Source organism: Amycolatopsis endophytica (assembly GCF_013410405.1).
Lineage (GTDB): Bacteria > Actinomycetota > Actinomycetes > Mycobacteriales > Pseudonocardiaceae > Amycolatopsis_E > Amycolatopsis_E endophytica.
The window spans coordinates 1,299,940-1,317,616 of sequence record NZ_JACCFK010000002.1 but is presented as its reverse complement, the minus strand read 5'-3'; the positions used below and the strand labels follow the sequence as shown (position 1 = coordinate 1,317,616).

At 71.5% G+C, this 17,677-nt stretch carries 15 protein-coding genes; 7 read left to right on the top strand and 8 right to left on the bottom strand.

The window, feature by feature from the left end; translation table 11 throughout:
• The first annotated feature begins 51 nt into the window (after positions 1–51).
• Positions 52–582, top strand: coding sequence for a pyridoxamine 5'-phosphate oxidase family protein (locus tag HNR02_RS31840; protein WP_179777319.1), 531 nt, complete (start codon positions 52–54; stop codon positions 580–582).
• A 103-nt stretch (positions 583–685) separates the two neighbouring features.
• A complete protein-coding gene (locus HNR02_RS31835) occupies positions 686–1,618 on the top strand; it encodes a CPBP family intramembrane glutamic endopeptidase (protein WP_179777318.1) in 933 nt (310 codons plus the stop codon).
• A gap of 16 nt (positions 1,619–1,634) precedes the next feature.
• Here the strand turns inward: HNR02_RS31835 and HNR02_RS31830 are convergent, their stop codons facing one another.
• The 6 genes from HNR02_RS31830 to HNR02_RS31805 all read right to left on the bottom strand — a co-directional run bounded on the left by HNR02_RS31830 (position 1,635) and on the right by HNR02_RS31805 (position 7,877).
• Entirely contained in the window at positions 1,635–2,303 is a 669-nt protein-coding gene (locus HNR02_RS31830) for a response regulator (RefSeq protein WP_179777317.1), read from the bottom strand.
• On the bottom strand, positions 2,300–3,565 hold the full coding sequence (locus tag HNR02_RS36640) for a sensor histidine kinase (RefSeq protein WP_179777316.1): 1,266 nt from the start codon (positions 3,563–3,565) through the stop codon (positions 2,300–2,302). Before HNR02_RS36640 ends, HNR02_RS31830 begins: the two co-directional genes overlap by 4 nt.
• Before the next feature lie 116 nt (positions 3,566–3,681).
• Positions 3,682–5,034: an MFS transporter gene (locus HNR02_RS31820; protein ID WP_179777315.1), complete on the bottom strand. Its 1,353-nt coding sequence runs from the start codon at positions 5,032–5,034 to the stop codon at positions 3,682–3,684.
• 29 nt (positions 5,035–5,063) lie between these two features.
• Positions 5,064–5,978: an amidohydrolase family protein gene (locus HNR02_RS31815; RefSeq protein WP_179777314.1), complete on the bottom strand. Its 915-nt coding sequence runs from the start codon at positions 5,976–5,978 to the stop codon at positions 5,064–5,066.
• Complete coding sequence (locus HNR02_RS31810; protein ID WP_179777313.1) at positions 5,975–7,000, bottom strand: amidohydrolase family protein; 1,026 nt, start codon at positions 6,998–7,000, stop codon at positions 5,975–5,977. Before HNR02_RS31810 ends, HNR02_RS31815 begins: the two co-directional genes overlap by 4 nt.
• A 286-nt stretch (positions 7,001–7,286) precedes the next feature.
• Positions 7,287–7,877 carry a TetR/AcrR family transcriptional regulator gene (locus HNR02_RS31805; protein WP_218914346.1) on the bottom strand — a complete coding sequence of 197 codons (591 nt, stop codon included), beginning with the start codon at positions 7,875–7,877 and terminating at the stop codon, positions 7,287–7,289.
• 105 nt (positions 7,878–7,982) lie between these two features.
• Between HNR02_RS31805 and HNR02_RS31800 the strand changes: the two genes are divergently transcribed.
• Both HNR02_RS31800 and HNR02_RS31795 read left to right on the top strand, forming a co-directional pair.
• Positions 7,983–9,032 carry an NAD(P)-dependent alcohol dehydrogenase gene (locus HNR02_RS31800; protein WP_312861241.1) on the top strand — a complete coding sequence of 350 codons (1,050 nt, stop codon included), beginning with the start codon at positions 7,983–7,985 and terminating at the stop codon, positions 9,030–9,032.
• Between the two features lie 71 nt (positions 9,033–9,103).
• Positions 9,104–9,991 (top strand): hypothetical protein, encoded by an 888-nt coding sequence (locus HNR02_RS31795; RefSeq protein WP_179777310.1) that lies wholly within the window; start codon positions 9,104–9,106, stop codon positions 9,989–9,991.
• A gap of 129 nt (positions 9,992–10,120) precedes the next feature.
• Here HNR02_RS31795 and HNR02_RS31790 read toward each other — a convergent pair whose 3' ends face one another.
• Positions 10,121–10,780: a response regulator gene (locus HNR02_RS31790; protein WP_179777309.1), complete on the bottom strand. Its 660-nt coding sequence runs from the start codon at positions 10,778–10,780 to the stop codon at positions 10,121–10,123.
• The gene (locus HNR02_RS31785) at positions 10,777–11,898 is read right to left on the bottom strand and encodes a sensor histidine kinase (protein ID WP_312861240.1); all 1,122 of its coding nucleotides are present in this window, start codon (positions 11,896–11,898) and stop codon (positions 10,777–10,779) included. Before HNR02_RS31785 ends, HNR02_RS31790 begins: the two co-directional genes overlap by 4 nt.
• A 151-nt stretch (positions 11,899–12,049) precedes the next feature.
• Here HNR02_RS31785 and HNR02_RS31780 point away from each other — a divergent pair, with 151 nt between their 5' ends.
• The 3 genes from HNR02_RS31780 (at position 12,050) to HNR02_RS31770 (ending at position 17,675) form a co-directional block, all read left to right on the top strand.
• Positions 12,050–13,324, top strand: a complete 1,275-nt coding sequence (locus HNR02_RS31780) for a hydroxymethylglutaryl-CoA reductase, degradative (protein WP_179777307.1) — start codon at positions 12,050–12,052, stop codon at positions 13,322–13,324.
• 133 nt (positions 13,325–13,457) lie between these two features.
• Positions 13,458–15,515: a hydantoinase/oxoprolinase family protein gene (locus tag HNR02_RS31775; RefSeq protein WP_179777306.1), complete on the top strand. Its 2,058-nt coding sequence runs from the start codon at positions 13,458–13,460 to the stop codon at positions 15,513–15,515.
• A 24-nt stretch (positions 15,516–15,539) separates the two neighbouring features.
• Complete coding sequence (locus HNR02_RS31770) at positions 15,540–17,675, top strand: hydantoinase B/oxoprolinase family protein (RefSeq protein ID WP_179777305.1); 2,136 nt, start codon at positions 15,540–15,542, stop codon at positions 17,673–17,675.
• Positions 17,676–17,677 lie beyond the last annotated feature (2 nt).

Here is a 17,677-nt window from a genome sequence, read left to right as displayed (position 1 = left end):
ATCGGTCCGGGACGGGTGTCGAAACGCGGCCCGCTCGTCCGACGTGCGGGTATGACTGACACCAGGAACCAGCCGATCTCGGCTCGCAACCTCGACCAGTACGGACACGCGGAGCTGCCGTGGAGCCGTCCCCGCGATGTCCTGACCAGCGACTCGGCCTCCGTCGACCTCACGTTCTTCGTCTCGACGGTGCGGCCGGACGGTCGACCGCACTCGGCCGGCGTCGGCGCCGTGTGGGTGGACGACACGCTGTACTTCGTCAGCGGACCGCGCACCCGCCGCGCCCGCAACCTCGCGGTGAACCCCGCCTGCACCGTGTCGGTCCGGCTGCGCGGCATCGACCTCGTCCTGGAGGGCGACGCCACACGGGTCACCGGCTCCGCGACCCTCGACCACGTCGCGGCCTTCTACCGGGACAGCGGCTGGCCGACCTCCGTCGAGGGCGGCGCCTTCACCGCGCCGTTCACCGCCCCGAGCGCGGGCCCGCCACCCTGGCACCTCTACCGGCTCACCGTGCACACCGCGTTCGGCGTCGCCACGGCCGAACCGCACGGCGCCACCCGCTGGGACTTCGCCCACTGACCGGCGTCCGCACGCGAGCACGGCTTGCATCTTTCGATGGCATCCGCGGTCTTCGATCCTTCGCACGTCGTGCCGGAGTGCCGCCCGATCGCACACTCCGTGCATGACGATCAGGACCAGGAATCCCCAGCAAGACAGCCTCCGGCACGACCCGGCGGACCCGCCCGCCGCGCGGCGGCGTTCCGTTCTCGACGTGGTGCGGCGGCGGCCGCTGCTCAGCTTCTTCGCGCTCGCCAACCTGATGAGCTGGCTGGCCTGGGTGCCCTACATCCTGTCCCGGAACGGTCTCGGGATCTGGAGCTACCGGTTCCCGGACGTGCTGGGCACCAGCCAGCTCCTCGGCGTGCTGCCCGGCGCCTACCTCGGCCCCATCGGCTCGGCGTTGTTCGTCACGGCGGTCACCGGCGGGCGGGCCGGGTTGCGGCAGTGGGCCGGGCGGATGTGGCGCTGGCGGGTGCGGTGGCACTGGTACGCGGTGACCCTGCTCGGCGTGCCCGCGGCCATGCTGGCCATCGGCTATGTCTTCTCCGGCGGGCAGATGAGCGCGCCGTCGCTGATGGTCGTGTCCGCCTACCTCCCGGGTCTGCTGCTCCAGATGGTCACGACCGGTCTCGCCGAGGAACCCGGCTGGCGTGACTTCGCGCTTCCCCGGTTGCAGCGCCGCTTCGGTGCGTTCACCGGGACGATGGTGCTGGGACCGCTGTGGGCGGTGTGGCACCTGCCGCTGTTCGCCACCGAGTGGGGCGGCTGGCCGGACGCGGACTGGACCCGCCCGGTCGCCTTCACCGTGTTCTGCATCGGGTTCAACATCGTCATGACCTGGGTGTTCAACCGCTCGGGGGAGAGCCTCCCGCTGTCGATGCTGCTGCACGTGAGCGTGAACAACTTCGCCTCGATCGTCTGGGCGGAGGTCTTCCCGACGATCGACGCCGATGAGGTGATGCGGGCCATGGCCGCCGGTGCGGTCGTCGCGGCCCTGCTGGTCCTCGCCGGAACGCGCGGGCGGCTCGGGTACCGGCCCGCGGACGTGCGCTGACCCGCGTGCACCGGGATCATCCTCCGGGCACCGCCACGACGTGGTTCTGGTAGGCCCAGACCACCGCCTGCAGCCGGGACTGCACGCCGAGCTTGGGCAGCATCCGGGCGAGGTGCGATTTCACCGTCGACACCTCGACCACGAGGGTGCGCGCGATCTCGTCGTTCGACATCCCCTGCGCGAGCAGCAACAGGATCTCCAGCTCGCGGGGGGTGAGCAGGTCACCGGCACGCTGTGCGGTCACCGGCTGCAGGCGGCGGCGCTGGACGAACTCACGCATGATCCGCCGGGTGAGCGTGTGGTCGATGGTGCCCTGGCCGGCGGCGACCTGGCGGACCGCGCGCACGATGACGTCGGGCTCGGAGTCCTTGAGCAGGAACCCCGACACCCCGGCCTCGAGCGCACCGAAGACGTACTCGTCGAGGCCGAACGTGGTCAGCACGAGGACCGGCACCTGCGGCTGGGCACCGGGAGCACACAGCTCCCCGGCCACGTCGATGCCGCTGCGGCCCGGCATCCGGACGTCGAGGCAGGCCACGTCGGGCACCAGCTCACGGGCCAGCTCCAGCGCCTCCGTCCCGTCCCGGGCCACCCCGGCCACCTCGATGCCGGGTTCGGCTCCGAGCAGCGCCGACAGGCCGGCGCGTACCAGGTGCTGGTCGTCGGCGATGAGCACGCGGATCATGAAGCGTCCTCCGGGGGGCGGGCAGGTGCGCGCATCGTATCGGCCGCGTCCTCCTCCGGAAGGGTCAGACGGACCTCCCAGCCGCCCTCCCGCGTGGCCCCGTAGGTGAGTTCGGCGCCCACCAGCTGCGCCCGCTCCGCCATGCCGACCAGTCCGAACCCGCCGCCGGGACCGGGATCGGGCCCGGTGGGCGGACCATTGCGGACGGTGACCGTGAACCGGTGGTCGCGTGGCTCGGTGATCTCGACGGCGCACCGCGCGCCCGGCGCGTGCGCCGCGGCGTTGGCCAGCGACTCCTGGACCACCCGGTAGGCGACGAGCTGGGCCAGCGGCCCGGCACCGGTCTTCCCCCGTCCCGGCGGCATGCGCAGATCGATCTCCATCCCCGCGCCCCGCCGGTTCTCCACGAGCGCGGACACGGCTTCCAGCGCGTCCATCGGCAGGACCTCGTCGGCATCGTCGCGCAGCAAGCCGACCAGCCGTCGCAGATCGTCGAGGACGGACCGGCTCTGCTCCCGGATCTGCCGTGCCGACTGTTTCGCCGTGGCCGGATCGGAGTCGATCTGCCGTCCGACCGCCGCGGCCATCATCGCGATTCCGGACATGTGGTGCGCGGCGATGTCGTGCAGCTCGCGCGACATCGCCACCCGCTGGCGCGAGACCGCGGCCTGCAGCAAGGCGTCCTGTTCGCGGCGCAACGCCCGCACCTCCTGGCGGCGGGCTTCGTGCAGGTTCCGTTGCGCGGCGACCACCGAGCCCAGCAACAACGGGAGCCCGGCGATGGCCAGCGACTGCGCCAGCGCGCCGAGGACCGTCGTGGGCACATCGGAGGTGACGGCGCGGACCGTGCTGAGCGACTGCCCGGCCACCATCACCAGTGCGGCGGCCACCAGCGCCGGCCACAACCGGCGCACCGGCCGCGCGACCACGGCGAGGAACACCCCGGCGAGCTCGGCGACCCCGCCGAAGCTGAACGCCGCGCCCGGCGTCAGCCAGGCCAGCAGCAGTGGCGCCGCGGCCAGACCCGGCAGCACCGCGGTGGGGAACCTCGCCACCCACACGACGGCCAGTGCCTGGGCCACCAGCACCGCGACCGCCGGCCACCATCCGGAGTCTCCGGGACGCGGCACCGGTCCGAGCTCCGGTTCGGCCGCCACGGCGGGCAGCAGCAGCAACAGGCCCACGGACACCACGGCACAGCCGAGAGCGGTCATCGGGTGCAGCGGTGCGCGCCGGGACGGTCCGGGCACGGGTCGGGACACGATCGGCCTCCGCGGTCGTGGTCGTCGGACGGCCGCCGGTGCGACCGTGACCATCATCCGTCCACCCCGGAAGCCGGAGACCGGTGGCCGTGCGTTTCGCCCGGCGCGCCGGGCGGTCAGACCTCGACCGGCTCCGGTGCGCGCTCCCCGACCTTCGCCGGCCGGGTGCGCGGTCCGAAGATCGCCAGCACGATCGCGCCGACCAGCCACGTCCCGGCGATGAACAGGAACACGCTCTGGTAGCCGCTGCCCTGGTACAGGGTGGACACGATCAGCGGTCCCGCCGCGTTCGACAGGCGGCCGAGACCGTAGGACACGCCGGTGCCCAGCGACCGGCCCCGCGTGTCGAACAGCTCCGGCGAATACGCGTAACCCAGCGCCGTGTAGCCGCGCTCGAACAGGTTCACCAGGAACCCGAACACCACGATCAGCAGCGGGTTGAACGTCAGCCCGTAGAACAGCCCGCACAGCGCGATCACCGAGCCGAACACGACCAGGCACCACTTGCGCTCGAACCGGTCGGTCACCAGCGCGGCCAGGTAGGACCCGAGCGGCGCGCCGACGGTCGTGAGCGCCACGTAGAACACCGACTTCTCGACGCTGAAACCCTCCTTGGCCAGCAGTGTCGGAGCCCAGCTCGAATAGCCGAAGAACCCGATCGTCTGCGTCACCCACAGCACCGTCAGCAGCAGCGTCGGGAACAGGTACTTCTTGCGCAGCAACAGCCGCAGCGGCGCCTTGGCCACCGGGGCTTCCTCGACCGGCGGCGCGGGCTCCGGCAGCGGGCCCTTCTCCGCCTCGACCTGCTCCTCGATCTCCCGCAGCACCGCGTCGGCCTTGGCGTGCTCGCCCCGGCTCTCGTACCAGCGGGGCGATTCCTTGAGTCGCCGCGTGAAGACCACCAGCAGGATGCCGAGCGCGCCCCACAGGTACACCAGCCGCCACGACCAGTCGCTCAGCGGAACCACCAGGCTCGCGATCAGGTTGGTCACCGGCGTGCCGCAGATGCCGATCACGATCGCGTACGCCTGGTACTTGCCGCGGCTGGTCGCGGGATAGAGCTCGTTGACGTAGATGACCGCGACCACGGTCATCGCCGACAGGCCGGCCGAGGTCAGCACCCGGAACACGCCCAGCGACACGACGTCCCAGGAGAACACGGCCGCGAACGAGAAGACGCCGAACCAGACCGTCGTCCACACCAGCGCGTTCTTGCGGCCCCAGCGGTCGGCGAACTTGCTCGCCACGATCGAGCCGAAGAACATCCCGACGAACGACAGCGAGGTCACGTAGGCGACCTGGTCGACCGTCACACCCCACAGCTTGATCAGCTTGGGCGCGGTGGTGGCGAAACTGTTGATGTCGGCGAACTCGAAGAAGTAGGCGAACGCGACGGCGAACAGGGTGATCTTGTGGAACCGGGCGACCGGCAGGCGGTTCAGCCGGTTCAGCGCGTTGGCGTGCTGCACTGCATGCTCTTTCGGGAAGGGGAGTGGGCTCAGGCGGATTCGCCGGGCCAGTAGAGGCGCATCGGATTGCCGACCAGCAGTTTCCGCTGGAGTTCAGCGGTTTCGGCCACCTGCGGGACGTAGTCGACGAGCAGGCCGTCGTCGGGCATGTGGTCTTTCAGGTTGGGGTGCGGCCAGTCGGTGCCCCACAGCACGCGGTCTTCGAATTCGGTGACCACGCGGCGGGCGAAGGGCACGACGTCGGTGTAGGCGTGGCGTTGGCCGTGCAGCGCAGGGGGACCGCTGACGGTGAGGCGCTCGGGGCAGCTCACCTTCACCCACACGTCGTTGCGGTCCACGAAGGACAGGAACCGCTGGAATTCCGGGCCGTCCACGGGTTTCGTGACGTCCGGCCGTCCCATGTGGTCGATCACGAGCGGCGCGGGCAGCGAGCCGAAGAAGGCTTCCAGCTCGGGCAGGTCGGCGGCCTCGAAGTAGAGCACCACGTGCCAGCCCAGCGGGGCGATCTTCCGCGCGATCGTGCTCAGTGCTTCGTGGGGCGCGGCGTCGACGAGCCGCTTCACGAAGTTGAACCGCACGCCCCGCACGCCCGCCGCGTCGAGTTCGCGGAGTTCGGCCTCGGTGACCTCGGGGCGGACGGTCGCGACGCCACGCGCGCGGCCGTCCGAGGCGCGGACGGCGTCGACCATGGCGGAGTTGTCCGCGCCGTGGCAGGTGGCCTGCACGATGACGTTGCGGGCGACGCCCAGGTGGTCGCGCAGGGCGAACAGCTGGTCCTTGCTCGCGTCGCAGGGCGTGTACTTGCGCTCCGGCGCGAACGGGAACCCGGCCTGCGGTCCGAACACGTGGCAGTGGGCGTCGACGGTGCCCGGCGGCAGCCGGAAGCCCGGTGTGGACGGGCCGTCGTACCAGTCCAGCCAGCCCGGCGTCTTGGGCGCGGTCACCGGCCCTGTCCCTTCAGCAGCGCGTCCAGGCGCGGGTAGACGGTGCGGGCGTTGTGCTCCCTGATCGCGGCCCAGTCCTCTTCGGACAGCGTCGAGGATTCCGCGTAGCGGCGGGTGTCGTCGAAGTGGTGACCGGTGCGCGGGTCGACGCTGCGCACCGCGCCGATCATCTCGGAGGCGAAGAGGATGTTGCGGGCCGGGATGACGTCGAAGAGCAGGTCCGAGCCCGGCTGGTGGTACACGCAGGTGTCGAAGAAGACGTTGTTCAGCACGTGTTCCTCCAGCTCCGGCTTGCCCAGCGCCATCGCCAGACCGCGGAAGCGGCCCCAGTGGTAGGGCACCGCGCCGCCGCCGTGCGGGATGATCAGCCGCAGCGACGGGAAGTCGCGGAACAGATCGCCCTGGACGAGCTGCATGAACGCGGTGGTGTCGGCGTTGAGGTAGTGCGCGCCGGTGGTGTGGAAGGCGGGGTTCACGCTCGTGCTGACGTGCACCATGGCCGGAATGTCGTATTCGACCATCTTTTCGTAGATCGGGTACCACGAGCGGTCGGTGAGCGGCGGTGCCGTCCAGTGCCCGCCCGAGGGGTCGGGGTTGAGGTTCAGCGCGACGGCGCCGTACTCCTCCACGCAGCGGGTCAGCTCCGGGATGCAGGTGGCGGGATCGACGCCCGGCGACTGCGGGAGCATCGCGGCCGGGACGAACCGCTCCGGGTAGAGAGTGCTGACGCGGTGACACAGCTCGTTGCAGATGGCGGCCCACTCCGACGACGTGTCGAAGTCACCGATGTGGTGCGCCATGAACGACGCGCGCGGCGAGAAGATCGTCAGGTCGATGCCGCGTTCGTCCATCAGCCGCAGCTGGTTCGGCTCGATCGTCTCGCGCAGCTCGTCGTCGCTGATCCGCAGGTCGGCGCGGTCGGGCTTGGCGACGGAACCGTCCAGTGACGCGATCTGCTGGTCGCGCCAGGCGGCGAGTGCGGGCGGGGCGGTCGTGTAGTGGCCGTGGCAGTCGATGATCAAGGTCGTTCCTCGTGCGTCGTGGCTCGTTGCTCGCACACTAACGGTCGAAGAAATTGTTGACAATATCTACGCCAAGATTGGCGCGAGTAGCTCGGTCGATGCTCGCTGTCGCTACGCGGGTTGGTCGCGCTGCACGCGGCAGAGGGCGCGGCTTCGCTTCGCTACGCCCTGGCGCTGGTGGTGGGCCACCCCGCTGTCGATCGTTGAGGTGGGCGGGGGAGGTGGGGTCGGCGTGGTGAGTGGGCTGCGTTGCCGGGTGCGGGACGCGCTTGGCTCGGTGCGTGCCCTAACGCCGTCGGTGGCCTTCGATCAGGATGCGGGCCGCGGCCACGGACTTCGTCACCACCTGGCCGGGGGAGTAGCCCTGTTTGACGAAGACGCCGTCGAGCCAGAACATGCCGTAGCCGTGGGCCTGCGTGAACAGCTGTTCCATCAGTTCGAGCCCGTCCTGCGGCCGGTCGCACACCGCCAGGCACAGCACGAGGAACTGGTCGGTCAGCGAGCGCGTGTGCTCGTGGAGTTCGGCGTGCTTGCGGCCCTGGAGTCCGTCGGCGTAGATGAGGTTCATGCCGGCGCGGCGGTCGATCAGGTACGCGGTGTAGGCGCCGGCCGCCGCGGCCAGTGCGCCGACCGGGTCGTCCTCGGCGGCGATCGCCTCCCGGGCACGGTCCGCGAGCTGGCCTGCCACGGTGGCGGCGACCGCCGCGAGCAGACTCTCCCGTTCCGGGAAGTGCCGGTACGGCGCGGCGGGGCTGACCCCGGCCCGCCGCGCCACCTCGGCGACGGAGAACCCGGCCACGCCGCGCTCGGCGATCAGGTCGAGCGACACCCGCACGAGCTCGTCGCGCAGGTTGCCGTGGTGGTACCTGTCCCCCATGGCGTGGATCACATCCTCGGATCGAAATATGTAAGAGCGTTCTTACGTAGGTGATGTATGAGGGCTCTTACTCCATGCCCTGCATTGTCGTTCATGGGAGGCTTTGTGACCACGACTACGCACGCTATCGCTGTCCCGTCGCCGGGAGCGCCACTGGCGCCGACGACGATCCAGCGGCGCGACCTGCGACCGGACGACGTGCTGATCGACATCGCGTACGCCGGCATCTGCCACAGCGACATCCACCAGGCCCAGGAGGACTGGGGCCAGGCGATCTTCCCGATGGTGCCGGGCCACGAGATCGCCGGTGTGGTCGCCGCCGTCGGCTCGGACGTGACGAAGTACCGGGTCGGGGACCGCGTCGGGGTCGGCTGCATGGTGGACTCGTGTGGTGAGTGCGAGTACTGCCGGGCAGGCACCGAGCAGTTCTGCGTGAAGGGCAACATCCAGACCTACAACGGCGTCGGCTTCGACGGCGAGAACACCTACGGCGGCTACAGCCGTCAGATCGTCGTCCGGGACGCCTTCGTGTGCCGGATCCCCGACGGCATCGGCCTCGACGTGGCCGCGCCGCTGCTGTGCGCGGGCATCACCACCTACTCCCCGCTGCGGCAGTGGGGTGCCGGCCCGGGCAAGAAGGTCGCCGTGATCGGGCTCGGCGGGCTGGGCCACATGGCGGTCAAGCTGGCCGCGGCGATGGGCGCGGAGGTCACCGTGCTCAGCCAGAGCCTGAAGAAGCAGGAGGACGGGCTCCGCCTCGGCGCGCAGGACTACTACGCGACCAGCGACGAGAACACGTTCGAGGCGCTGCGCGGCCGGTTCGACCTGATCCTCAACACGGTGTCGGCCCAGCTGCCGGTGGACGCCTACCTCGGCCTGCTGCGCGTCGGCGGCGCCATGGTCAACGTGGGCGCTCCTGGCGAGCCGTTGTCCTACAACGCCTTCTCGCTCCTGGGCGGCAACAAGATCCTGGCCGGTTCGATGATCGGCGGGATCGCGCAGACGCAGGAGATGCTCGACTTCTGCGCCGAGCACGGCATCGGCGCCGAGATCGAGACGATCTCCGCGGACCAGGTCAACGAAGCCTACGAGCGCGTCTCCCACAGCGACGTGCGGTACCGCTTCGTGATCGACACCGCGACGATCGGCGCCTGAGCCCGGCGACCCGCGGCGCGGTGTCCGTTCCGTTCAAGACGGCTCCGCGTGGGAACGGTCATGCTGTGCCCATGACCGTTGACCTTCACCGCGCCGCGGGATTCCTCGCCGCGCACGGACGGCTGCTCGACCGCCGCCGATTCGAGCTGCTCGCCGGGACCGGGGATCCGGCTGCGGTGCTCGCCGCCGTGGCGGGCTACCGCAATCCGGACGGCGGCTACGGCTGGGGGCTGGAACCGGACCTGCGGGCGCCGGAAAGTCAGCCGGGCGGGGCGCTGCACGCCTTCGAGGTGTTCGAGGACATCGCGCCGGTCACGAGTCCTCGTGCGGCGGAGTTGTGCGACTGGCTCGACAGCGTGACCCTGCCCGACGGCGGGCTGCCGTTCGCGCTCCCGGTCAGTGACCCGGCGGCCTGCGCGCCGTTCTGGGTGCGGGCCGATCCCGTCGTGTCGACCTTGCAGAGCACCGCCTTCGCCGCTGGCGCCGCACATCGCGTCGCCGCGCACGATCCCGCCGTCGCCGGGCATCCGTGGCTCGGCCGGGCCACCCGGTACTGCCTGGACGCCATCGCGGCACTGGACGAGCAACCCCCTGCGATCGCGCTGGCGTTCGCCGTCCGGTTCCTCGACACGATCCACGACCGCTACCCGGAGGCCGCGAACCTGCTGGAGCAGCTCGGGAAATCCGTTCCGGGCACCGGTCTGGTCCCGGTCGAGGGCGGCTCCGAGGGGGAGACGATGCGCGCGCTCGACTTCGCGCCGGTGCCGGGCAGCCCGGCGAGCAGGCTGCTGGCGCCCGGCGTGCTCGACCGAGAACTCGACCGGCTCGCCGGGCAGCAGCAGGACGACGGTGGCTGGGTCGTCGACTTCGCCAGCTTCTCCCCGGCCGCCGCACTGGAATGGCGCGGCTACGCCACCGTGCGGGCCGTCGCGACGCTGCAACGCGCCGGGAGACTGTGAACCCGGGCGATCGCTCAGTCCGGCCGGAAGGTCATTCCTCGAAGGCCCGGCAGCGGTCCCGGCCTGCCGGTGACGCTCACCCGACACCCCAGCGCCTTCCCACTGTGGAATCGGGGAACGGTGCGAACCTCAGGTGACCAGACCGTGGCGGTAGGCGTAGATGACGGCCTGCACCCGGTCGCGCAGCCCGAGTTTGGCGAGCATGCGGGACACGAACGTCTTCACGGTCTCCTGGCTGATCACGAGTGCCGCGGCGATCTCGCGGTTGGACAGGCCGTCCGCGACCAGGCGGAGGACCTCCAGTTCGCGCGGGGTCAAGGGAATCTCGCCGGTGGTGTCCCCGGCGGGCCGGATCCGGCTGGCGTAGCGGCCGACGAGCTGCCGCGTCACCTCGGGCGCCAGCAGCGCCGCGCCGGAGGCCACGGTCCGGATTCCCTGCAGCAGCTGGGCGGGCGGCGTGTCCTTGAGCAGGAAGCCGCTCGCCCCGGCCCGCAGCGCCTCGTAGACGTAGGAATCCAGGTTGAACGTGGTCACCACGAGCACCTTGGCCGGCTTCGGCACACCGGTGCCGGCCAGCAGACGGGTGGCCGCGATGCCGTCGAGGACCGGCATCCGCACGTCCATCACGACGACGTCCGGGCACAGCCGTCCCGCGAGGTCCACCGCGGCCTGCCCGTCGCCGCACTCGCCCGCCACCTCCAGGTCGGGCTGCGCGTCGATGATCGTCACCAGCCCCGTGCGCACCAGTGCCTGGTCGTCGCAGACCAGGACGCGGACGGGCGCGGTCACGACGCGCTGCCCGCGGGAATGCGGGCCCGCACGGAAAACCCGCCGCCGGCCCGCGGGCCCGCGCTGAACTCGCCGCCCAGCCCGTCGACGCGCTCCCGCAGCCCGTCCAGGCCCCGCCCGCTCCCGCCAAGGGACCCGGCGCGGGAACCGGCCGTGCTGACCTCCACCGTGATCTCCCGGTCGCCGTGGTGCACCCGCACCGTGGTGGGAGTGCCGTGGGCGTATTTCAGCGCGTTGGTCAGCGCCTCCCGCACGACCCGGTAGGCGACCGGAGCGGCGCGCCCCGCCGGATCCGCCGGGGTGCCCGCCTCGGTGAACTCCACCGGCTGCCCGGCGCGGCGCGTCTGCTCGACGAGGGTCCGCAGCTCCTCGCCGTCGTGGCCGGGGTCGAGCACGTCGAGCAGCTTCCGCAGATCGCCCATGGCCTGGCGCCCGGTGTCGCCGACCGCGGCCAGGGTCTCGTCGAGCCGCTCCGGCGCGGCGGTCAGGTAACGGGCCGCCTCGGCCTGCACGACCATCGCCGTCACGTGGTGGGTCACGACGTCGTGCAGCTCGCGCGCGATGCGGGTCCGCTCCGCGGCACGAGTGTCCTCGGCGACGCGGCGGCGGCGTTCGGCCTCCGCGGCGCGGGTGGACCGCAACCACGTGCCGATGCCCCACGCGAGGACCAGCGCGAGATAGAACGCCACGTACTCGCCCGGCGATTCGCCCGCGCCGCGCAACTCGAACGCGGCCACCAGCACCAGGAACGCCGCGGAGAACCCGAGCGCGGTCGCGCGGCGGTGCGCCGCCGTCCGCGATCCCGCGTTCAGCAGCGCGAGCGGCAGCGCCGTGCCCGCGACCGAGTGGTAGCCGCCCAGCTGGTCGACGGCGAAGCCGAGCGACACCACGGCCAGGCAGGGGACCGGCCACCGGCGGCACACGGCGAGCGGGGCGCACTGAAGGGCGACCGCCACGACGGCCAGCACGTCGAACGGACGCGAGGGCAGACCGCCGAACTGGGTCCCGTGGCTCTGCAGGTCCGGCACGAGCGATGCGGCGAACAGCGCCAGCCCGATCGGCGGGAACCACACCGCGCCGCCGCGCCACCGTTTCGGCACCCACCGGAGGTTGGTCACGGCGGGCAGCCTATTGGGCGCGGGCAAAGCCATCGTGTGGTGGCCGGGAGTCCACACCAGCGCGTGCAGTGCTGGACGATCGGTCCATTCCTCGCCGCAGCACCCGGAGTTAGCGTCCTGTCCCGAGACACATCGGGGTGGAAGGGGCGTCATGGCGCGCAGCAGTCGTATCCAGGGTTTGCGGGACCTCTCCGTGGAGGCCCGGCGCAAGGCCGTCGCCGAATCGGCGGGCGTCGACCCGGCGTCGATCGCGGCGTTCGCCCCGGAGCAGGGCCTCGCCACCGGCGCGGCGGACCACATGATCGAGAACGTGGTCGGGATCCTCGGCATCCCGCTGGGTGTCGGCACGAACTTCGTCGTCAACGGTCACGACGTGCTCGTGCCGATGGCGACCGAGGAGGCGTCCGTGGTGGCCGCGGCGAGCAACGCGGCCAAGATCGCGCGCATCCACGGCGGGTTCCACACCTCCTCGACCGCGCCGATCATGCAGGCCCAAGTCCAGCTCGTCGGCGTCACGGACCCGGAGGCCGGGCGGGTGCGCCTGCTGGAGGCCCGTGACGAGCTGATCGCGCTGGCCGACGCGCAGGACGAGAAGCTGGTCGAGTTCGGTGGCGGCGTCCGCGACATCGCGGTGCGCCTCGTCCCCTCCCGCGCCGGGACCTACGTGGTGGCGCACCTGCAGGTGGACGTGCGGGACGCGATGGGCGCGAACGCGGTCAACACCATGGCCGAGGCGGTCGCCGCGCGGGCCGCGGAGATCGCCGGCGGCCGTTCGCTGCTGCGGATCCTCACCAACAAGGCGGATCTGCGGCTGTCCCGGGCCCGTGCGGTGTTCGACGCCGAAGCGCTGGGCGGGGAGGCCGTCGTGGACGACATCGTGCACGCGGCCGCGCTGGCGGAGGCCGATCCCTACCGCGCCGCCACCCACAACAAGGGCATCATGAACGGCATCAGCGCCGTCGTGCTCGCCACCGGCAACGACACCCGCGCCGTCGAATCCGGCGCCCACTCGCACGCCATCTCCGCCGCCGGGCAGTACACCTCGTTGTCCCGCTTCGAAAAGGACGCCGACGGCAACGTGGTGGGCACCCTGGAACTGCCGATGCCGGTCGGTCTCGTCGGCGGCGCCACGAAGGTCCACCCGGTGGCGCGCGCGGCCGTGTCCCTGCTGGGCGTGCGGACCGCGAGCGAGCTGGCCGAGATCATCACCGCGGTCGGGCTGGCGCAGAACTTCGCCGCGGTGCGGGCGCTGGCCACCGAGGGCATCCAGCGCGGCCACATGTCCCTGCACGCCCGCAACATCGCCACCACCGTCGGCGCCACCGCCGACGAGGTCCCGGCCGTGGTGGCCCGGCTGCTGGCCGACCGCAAGGTGCGCGCCGACCACGCCGAGCAGGTTCTCGCCGAACTTCGCGCGAGGGCCTGAGGCGCCCTGGGCCGAACACCCAGGGCCCTGGCCGCCTTTCTGGACCAACGACACATAGCCCGAACGGACGCGCGCTCGTACCGTCCGGAGGGTGGCACGATCCGCACCGACGCAGTCAAAGGAGACAGCGAGCATGACGCTTCACGTGGGCATCGACGTCGGCGGCACGTTCACCGACGCCGTCGCGATCGTCGACGGGCGTGCGATCCGGGGCAAGGCGTTCTCGACCAGGGACGTGACCACCGGGATCCTCGGCGCGCTCGGGGTGCTCCAGGAGCGCGCGGGCCTGACCGAAGCGGAGTTCTTCGCGGCGGCCGACCGCTTCGTCCTGGGCAACACCATCGTCACCAACGCCGTCGACGAGCAGAAGTACGCCGCCGTCGGCCTGCTGACCACCCAGGGTTTCCGTGACACCCTGCGCATCGCCCGCTCGGCCCGCACCGACGAACGCGACCCGCACGAGATGGCGGCGCCCCCGGACATCGTGGCACGCCACCGCATCGTCGAGGTGGCCGAACGGGTCGACGCGCACGGCACCGTGCTCGTGCCGCTCACCGAGGACGCCATCGCCACGGCCGTGAACGCGGTTCTGGACACCGGCGCCGAGGCCATCGCGGTCTGTCTGCTGTGGTCGTTCCGCAACGCCGCGCACGAGAAGGCGATCGGCGACTACCTCGACAAGCACCACCCGGACATCCCCTACACCCTCTCCAGCGAGCTGACCCCGGTCTACCGCGAGTACGAGCGGATGGTGACCACGGCGCTGGACGCGGCGGTCAAGCCGATCGTGGCCTCGCACTTCGACCACCTCGCCGAGGAGCTGCGGAGCCGGGGCCTGCGCACCCGTGTGCAGATCATGCAGGTGCACGGCGGGTTCCTGTCCGTCGAGGAGACCGGCAAGGCGCCGATCTCGATGTTCAACTCGGGTCCGGTCGGCGGGGTCACCGGGGCGCGGCTGCTGGGACGGCAGCTGGGCCGCAGCCGTGTGCTCACCGCCGACATGGGCGGCACCAGTCTCGACGCGGCGGCGATCATCGACGACGAGTTCCGGTTGCTGCCGCGCGCCGAGATCGGCGGCCTGCCGACGAGCCTGACCGCCGTGGACATCGAAACCATCGGCGCCGGCGGCGGCAGCCTCGCCTGGGTCGACGGGCGCAACCTGCTGCGCGTCGGCCCGCACAGCGCCGGTTCCACCCCCGGACCCGCCTGCTACGGCAAGGGCGGCACCCGGCCCGCGGTGACCGACGCGGCGCTGGTGCTCGGGCTGATCAACCCGGACTACTACCTCGGCGGCACGGTGCCGCTGTACGAGGACCAGGCGCGGGCCGCGCTGCGCAAGCAGGTGGCCGAACCGCTGGGCATCACCGAGGATGCCGCGGCCGAAGGCGTGTACCGGCTGGCGACGTCGCAGATGTCCAACGCGCTGCGCAAGATCACGGTGAACCGCGGTCACGACCCGCGCGAGTTCACGCTCGTCGGTTTCGGCGGCGCCTGCGGGCTGTTCGCGGCGGGCATCGCCGCGGAGGCCGGGGTGCGCGAGGTGGTGATCCCGCGCAACGCCGCCGTGTTCTCGGCACACGGCCTGATGCACGCCGACTCGGTGTTCCCGGCCGTGCAGACCAGCCCGTGGACCCCTGCCCAGCCCGCGGCCGCGCTGGACAAGGAGTTCGCCGCGCTCGAAGCCCGTGCGCGGGCCTGGTTCGAGTCCGAGGACATCCCGGAGGACCGGCGCGAGCTCTACCGCGAGGCGGACATGAAGTTCGTCGGGCAGATCTTCGAGGTGACCACCCGTCTGCCCGCGGGCACGTTCGGCGAGGCCGACAAGGAAGCGCTGCGCACTCGGTTCATCGCCGACTACGAGGAGGAGTTCGGCGCCGGAACCGCCTGGACCGAAGCCGAAATCCTGCTGGTCAACTCCCGCGTGCGCGCGATCGGCCGCAGCGACGTGCAGACCGTGGACCAGGTCGCGGGCGCCGACGGGGAACGCCACGAACTCGCGCGCCGCACCGTCATCGAACCGCTCACCGGCAAGCGCACCGAGGTCGACGTGCACCGCGGGTTCGGCGCGCTGGGCCGGGCGTCCGGACCCTGCCTGCTGGAGGAACCGGACACGACGGTGTACGTGCCCAGCGGCGCCACCGTCGAGCTGACCCCCGCCGGGGACTTCCTGCTCACCCTCGCCGTCCGCTGACCTCGTCCGGCCAAGGAGACGACCATGACCAGCACCCCGCACACGCTGCCCGACGGGTTCGACCCGGTCACCCTCGAAGTGATCCGCATGCGCCTGGACTCCATCGTGGAGGAGATGGGCATCGCGATGATCCGTTCCTCCGGGTCACCGGTGATCACCGAGGCGGGTGACTTCAACACCGCGCTGTTCGACCCGGAAGGCCGCATCTACGCCTACTCCGACTACGTCCAGTTCCACATCGGATCCGGCAGCGTGGCCGTGCAGAACCTGGTGAAGGCCATCGAGGGGGAGCCGCTGGCGCCCGGCGACGCGTTCATCTGCAACGACCCGCACACCGCCGGCGCGAGCCACCCGCCGGACACCAACGTGATCTCGCCGATCTTCCACGGCGACGAGCTGATCGGCTGGGCGCAGTCGCAGGCGCACCTGGTCGACGTCGGCGGCATGACGCCGGGCGGGTTCGCGCCCGGCGCCCACGACTGCTACGCCGAAGCGCTGCGGCTGCCGCCCGGCGTCAAGATCTTCGAGCGCGGCGAGCCCGTCGAATGGGTGCGCCGCATCCTGCTCAACAACGTGCGCGTGCCCGCGTTGTTCTGGAACGACGTGCGCAGCCTCGTCGCGAGCAACAACACCGGCATCCGCCGCCTGCTGGGCACGGTCGGGGAGTTCGGGCTGGAGCGGTTCCGCGACTACACCCGCCTGTCGTTCGAGCTGGCGGAGCAGGTGGTGCGCGACCGCATCGCGGCCATCCCCGACGGCACCTACACCGCCGAGGAGTGGACCGAGCACAATGGACACGTCGACGAGCTGTACCGCGTCGCGTGCACCATGACCAAACGCGACGACCAGATCACCTTCGACTTCACCGGCTCCGCGGAGCAGACCGACGGGTTCGTCAACTGCAGCTACGGTGCGCTGGTCGGCAGCGTCGCCACCGCCATTGTGCCGATCCTGGCCTGGGACGTGCCGTTCAACGAGGGCGTGATGACCGCGTTCGACATCGTCGCCGAGCCCGGCTCGATCGTGAACCCGCGGCCACCGGCGCCGATCAGCAACGGGCACCTCACCACCGGCGCGCGGGTGAGCCGGGTGGTCACCAAGCTGATGAACGACGCGTGCCGCGGCAGCGAGGACGCCACCGTGCGCGACCGCACGCAGGGGGTGTGGGGCGATTCGTGGACCGGCGGCATCTCGGCGGGCACCACGGACGAGGGCGAGTACTTCGTGCTGTTCAACATGGACGGTGGCGGCATGGGCGCCGGTGCCCAGCCGGAGCGGGACGGTCTCGACTGCGCCGGGATGATGACGCAGGTCAACAACATGCTGCCGGACGTCGAGATGAACGAGATGCTCTACCCGGTGCTCTACCTGTGGAAGCAGCTCAACACCGAAAGCGCCGGGCACGGCGCGCACCGCGGCGGCCTCGGCCTGCGCTTCGCCTGGACCCTGCACGGCGCGCGGGAGGTCACGCAGACCGTGTTCGCGCCCAGCGCGCAGGTCACCGCCGACGGCTTCGGTGGCGGTCTTCCCGGCGGTGGCAGCGGTCACGAGGTGTGGCGCGGCACCGACGCGGCCCGGTTACTCGCCGCGGGACGGGTCCCGGCCGCGGACACGCTCGGCGCGGCGGAGAAGGAACTACTGGCCATCAACCAGCAGTCGGTCACGATCGGCGCCGGGGACGTGCTGGTGCAGTGGATCGCCGGTGGCGGCGGCTACGGTGACCCGTTGCTGCGGGACCCGGAGCTCGTCGCCGCCGACGTCCGCGATGGTTACGTGAGCGCGGAAACCGCACGGCGCACCTACGGTGTGGTCGTCACCGGCGGCAGGGTGGACGAGGCGGCCACCCGGCAGGCGCGGGCCGGGCTGCGGCGCGACCGGCTCGGCGCCGACCCGGACCGGGAGGTCCCGGCGAGCAGCCCGGCCGGTTCGTCCGCGCCGCAACGGGACGCCGAGGGCTGGTACGTGCCCGCGAGCGGCGCCCGGCTGGGCAACGGCGCGGACTGGCGTGACGCGGCGCGGAAGGTGACCAGTGCCGCGACCGAGCGCCTGGCCGGGTACGGGGTCCGGGCCCGGCCGCGCGCCGGTGTGATGATCGACGAGTACTACAGCCCGGCGTGCGGCACCCTGCTGGAGGCCACGATCCGGGTCGACGAAAGCTGAGG

Bases quoted from the DNA above. Each gene is read 5' to 3' on its own strand.
- HNR02_RS31840 (WP_179777319.1), top strand. From the start codon at position 52: ATGACTGACACCAGGAACCAGCCGATCTCGGCTCGCAACCTCGACCAG.
- HNR02_RS31835 (WP_179777318.1), top strand. From the start codon at position 686: ATGACGATCAGGACCAGGAATCCCCAGCAAGACAGCCTCCGGCACGAC.
- HNR02_RS31830 (WP_179777317.1), bottom strand. From the start codon at position 2,303: ATGATCCGCGTGCTCATCGCCGACGACCAGCACCTGGTACGCGCCGGC.
- HNR02_RS31805 (WP_218914346.1), bottom strand. From the start codon at position 7,877: ATGGGGGACAGGTACCACCACGGCAACCTGCGCGACGAGCTCGTGCGG.
- HNR02_RS31795 (WP_179777310.1), top strand. From the start codon at position 9,104: ATGACCGTTGACCTTCACCGCGCCGCGGGATTCCTCGCCGCGCACGGA.
- HNR02_RS31780 (WP_179777307.1), top strand. From the start codon at position 12,050: ATGGCGCGCAGCAGTCGTATCCAGGGTTTGCGGGACCTCTCCGTGGAG.
- HNR02_RS31775 (WP_179777306.1), top strand. From the start codon at position 13,458: ATGACGCTTCACGTGGGCATCGACGTCGGCGGCACGTTCACCGACGCC.
- HNR02_RS31770 (WP_179777305.1), top strand. From the start codon at position 15,540: ATGACCAGCACCCCGCACACGCTGCCCGACGGGTTCGACCCGGTCACC.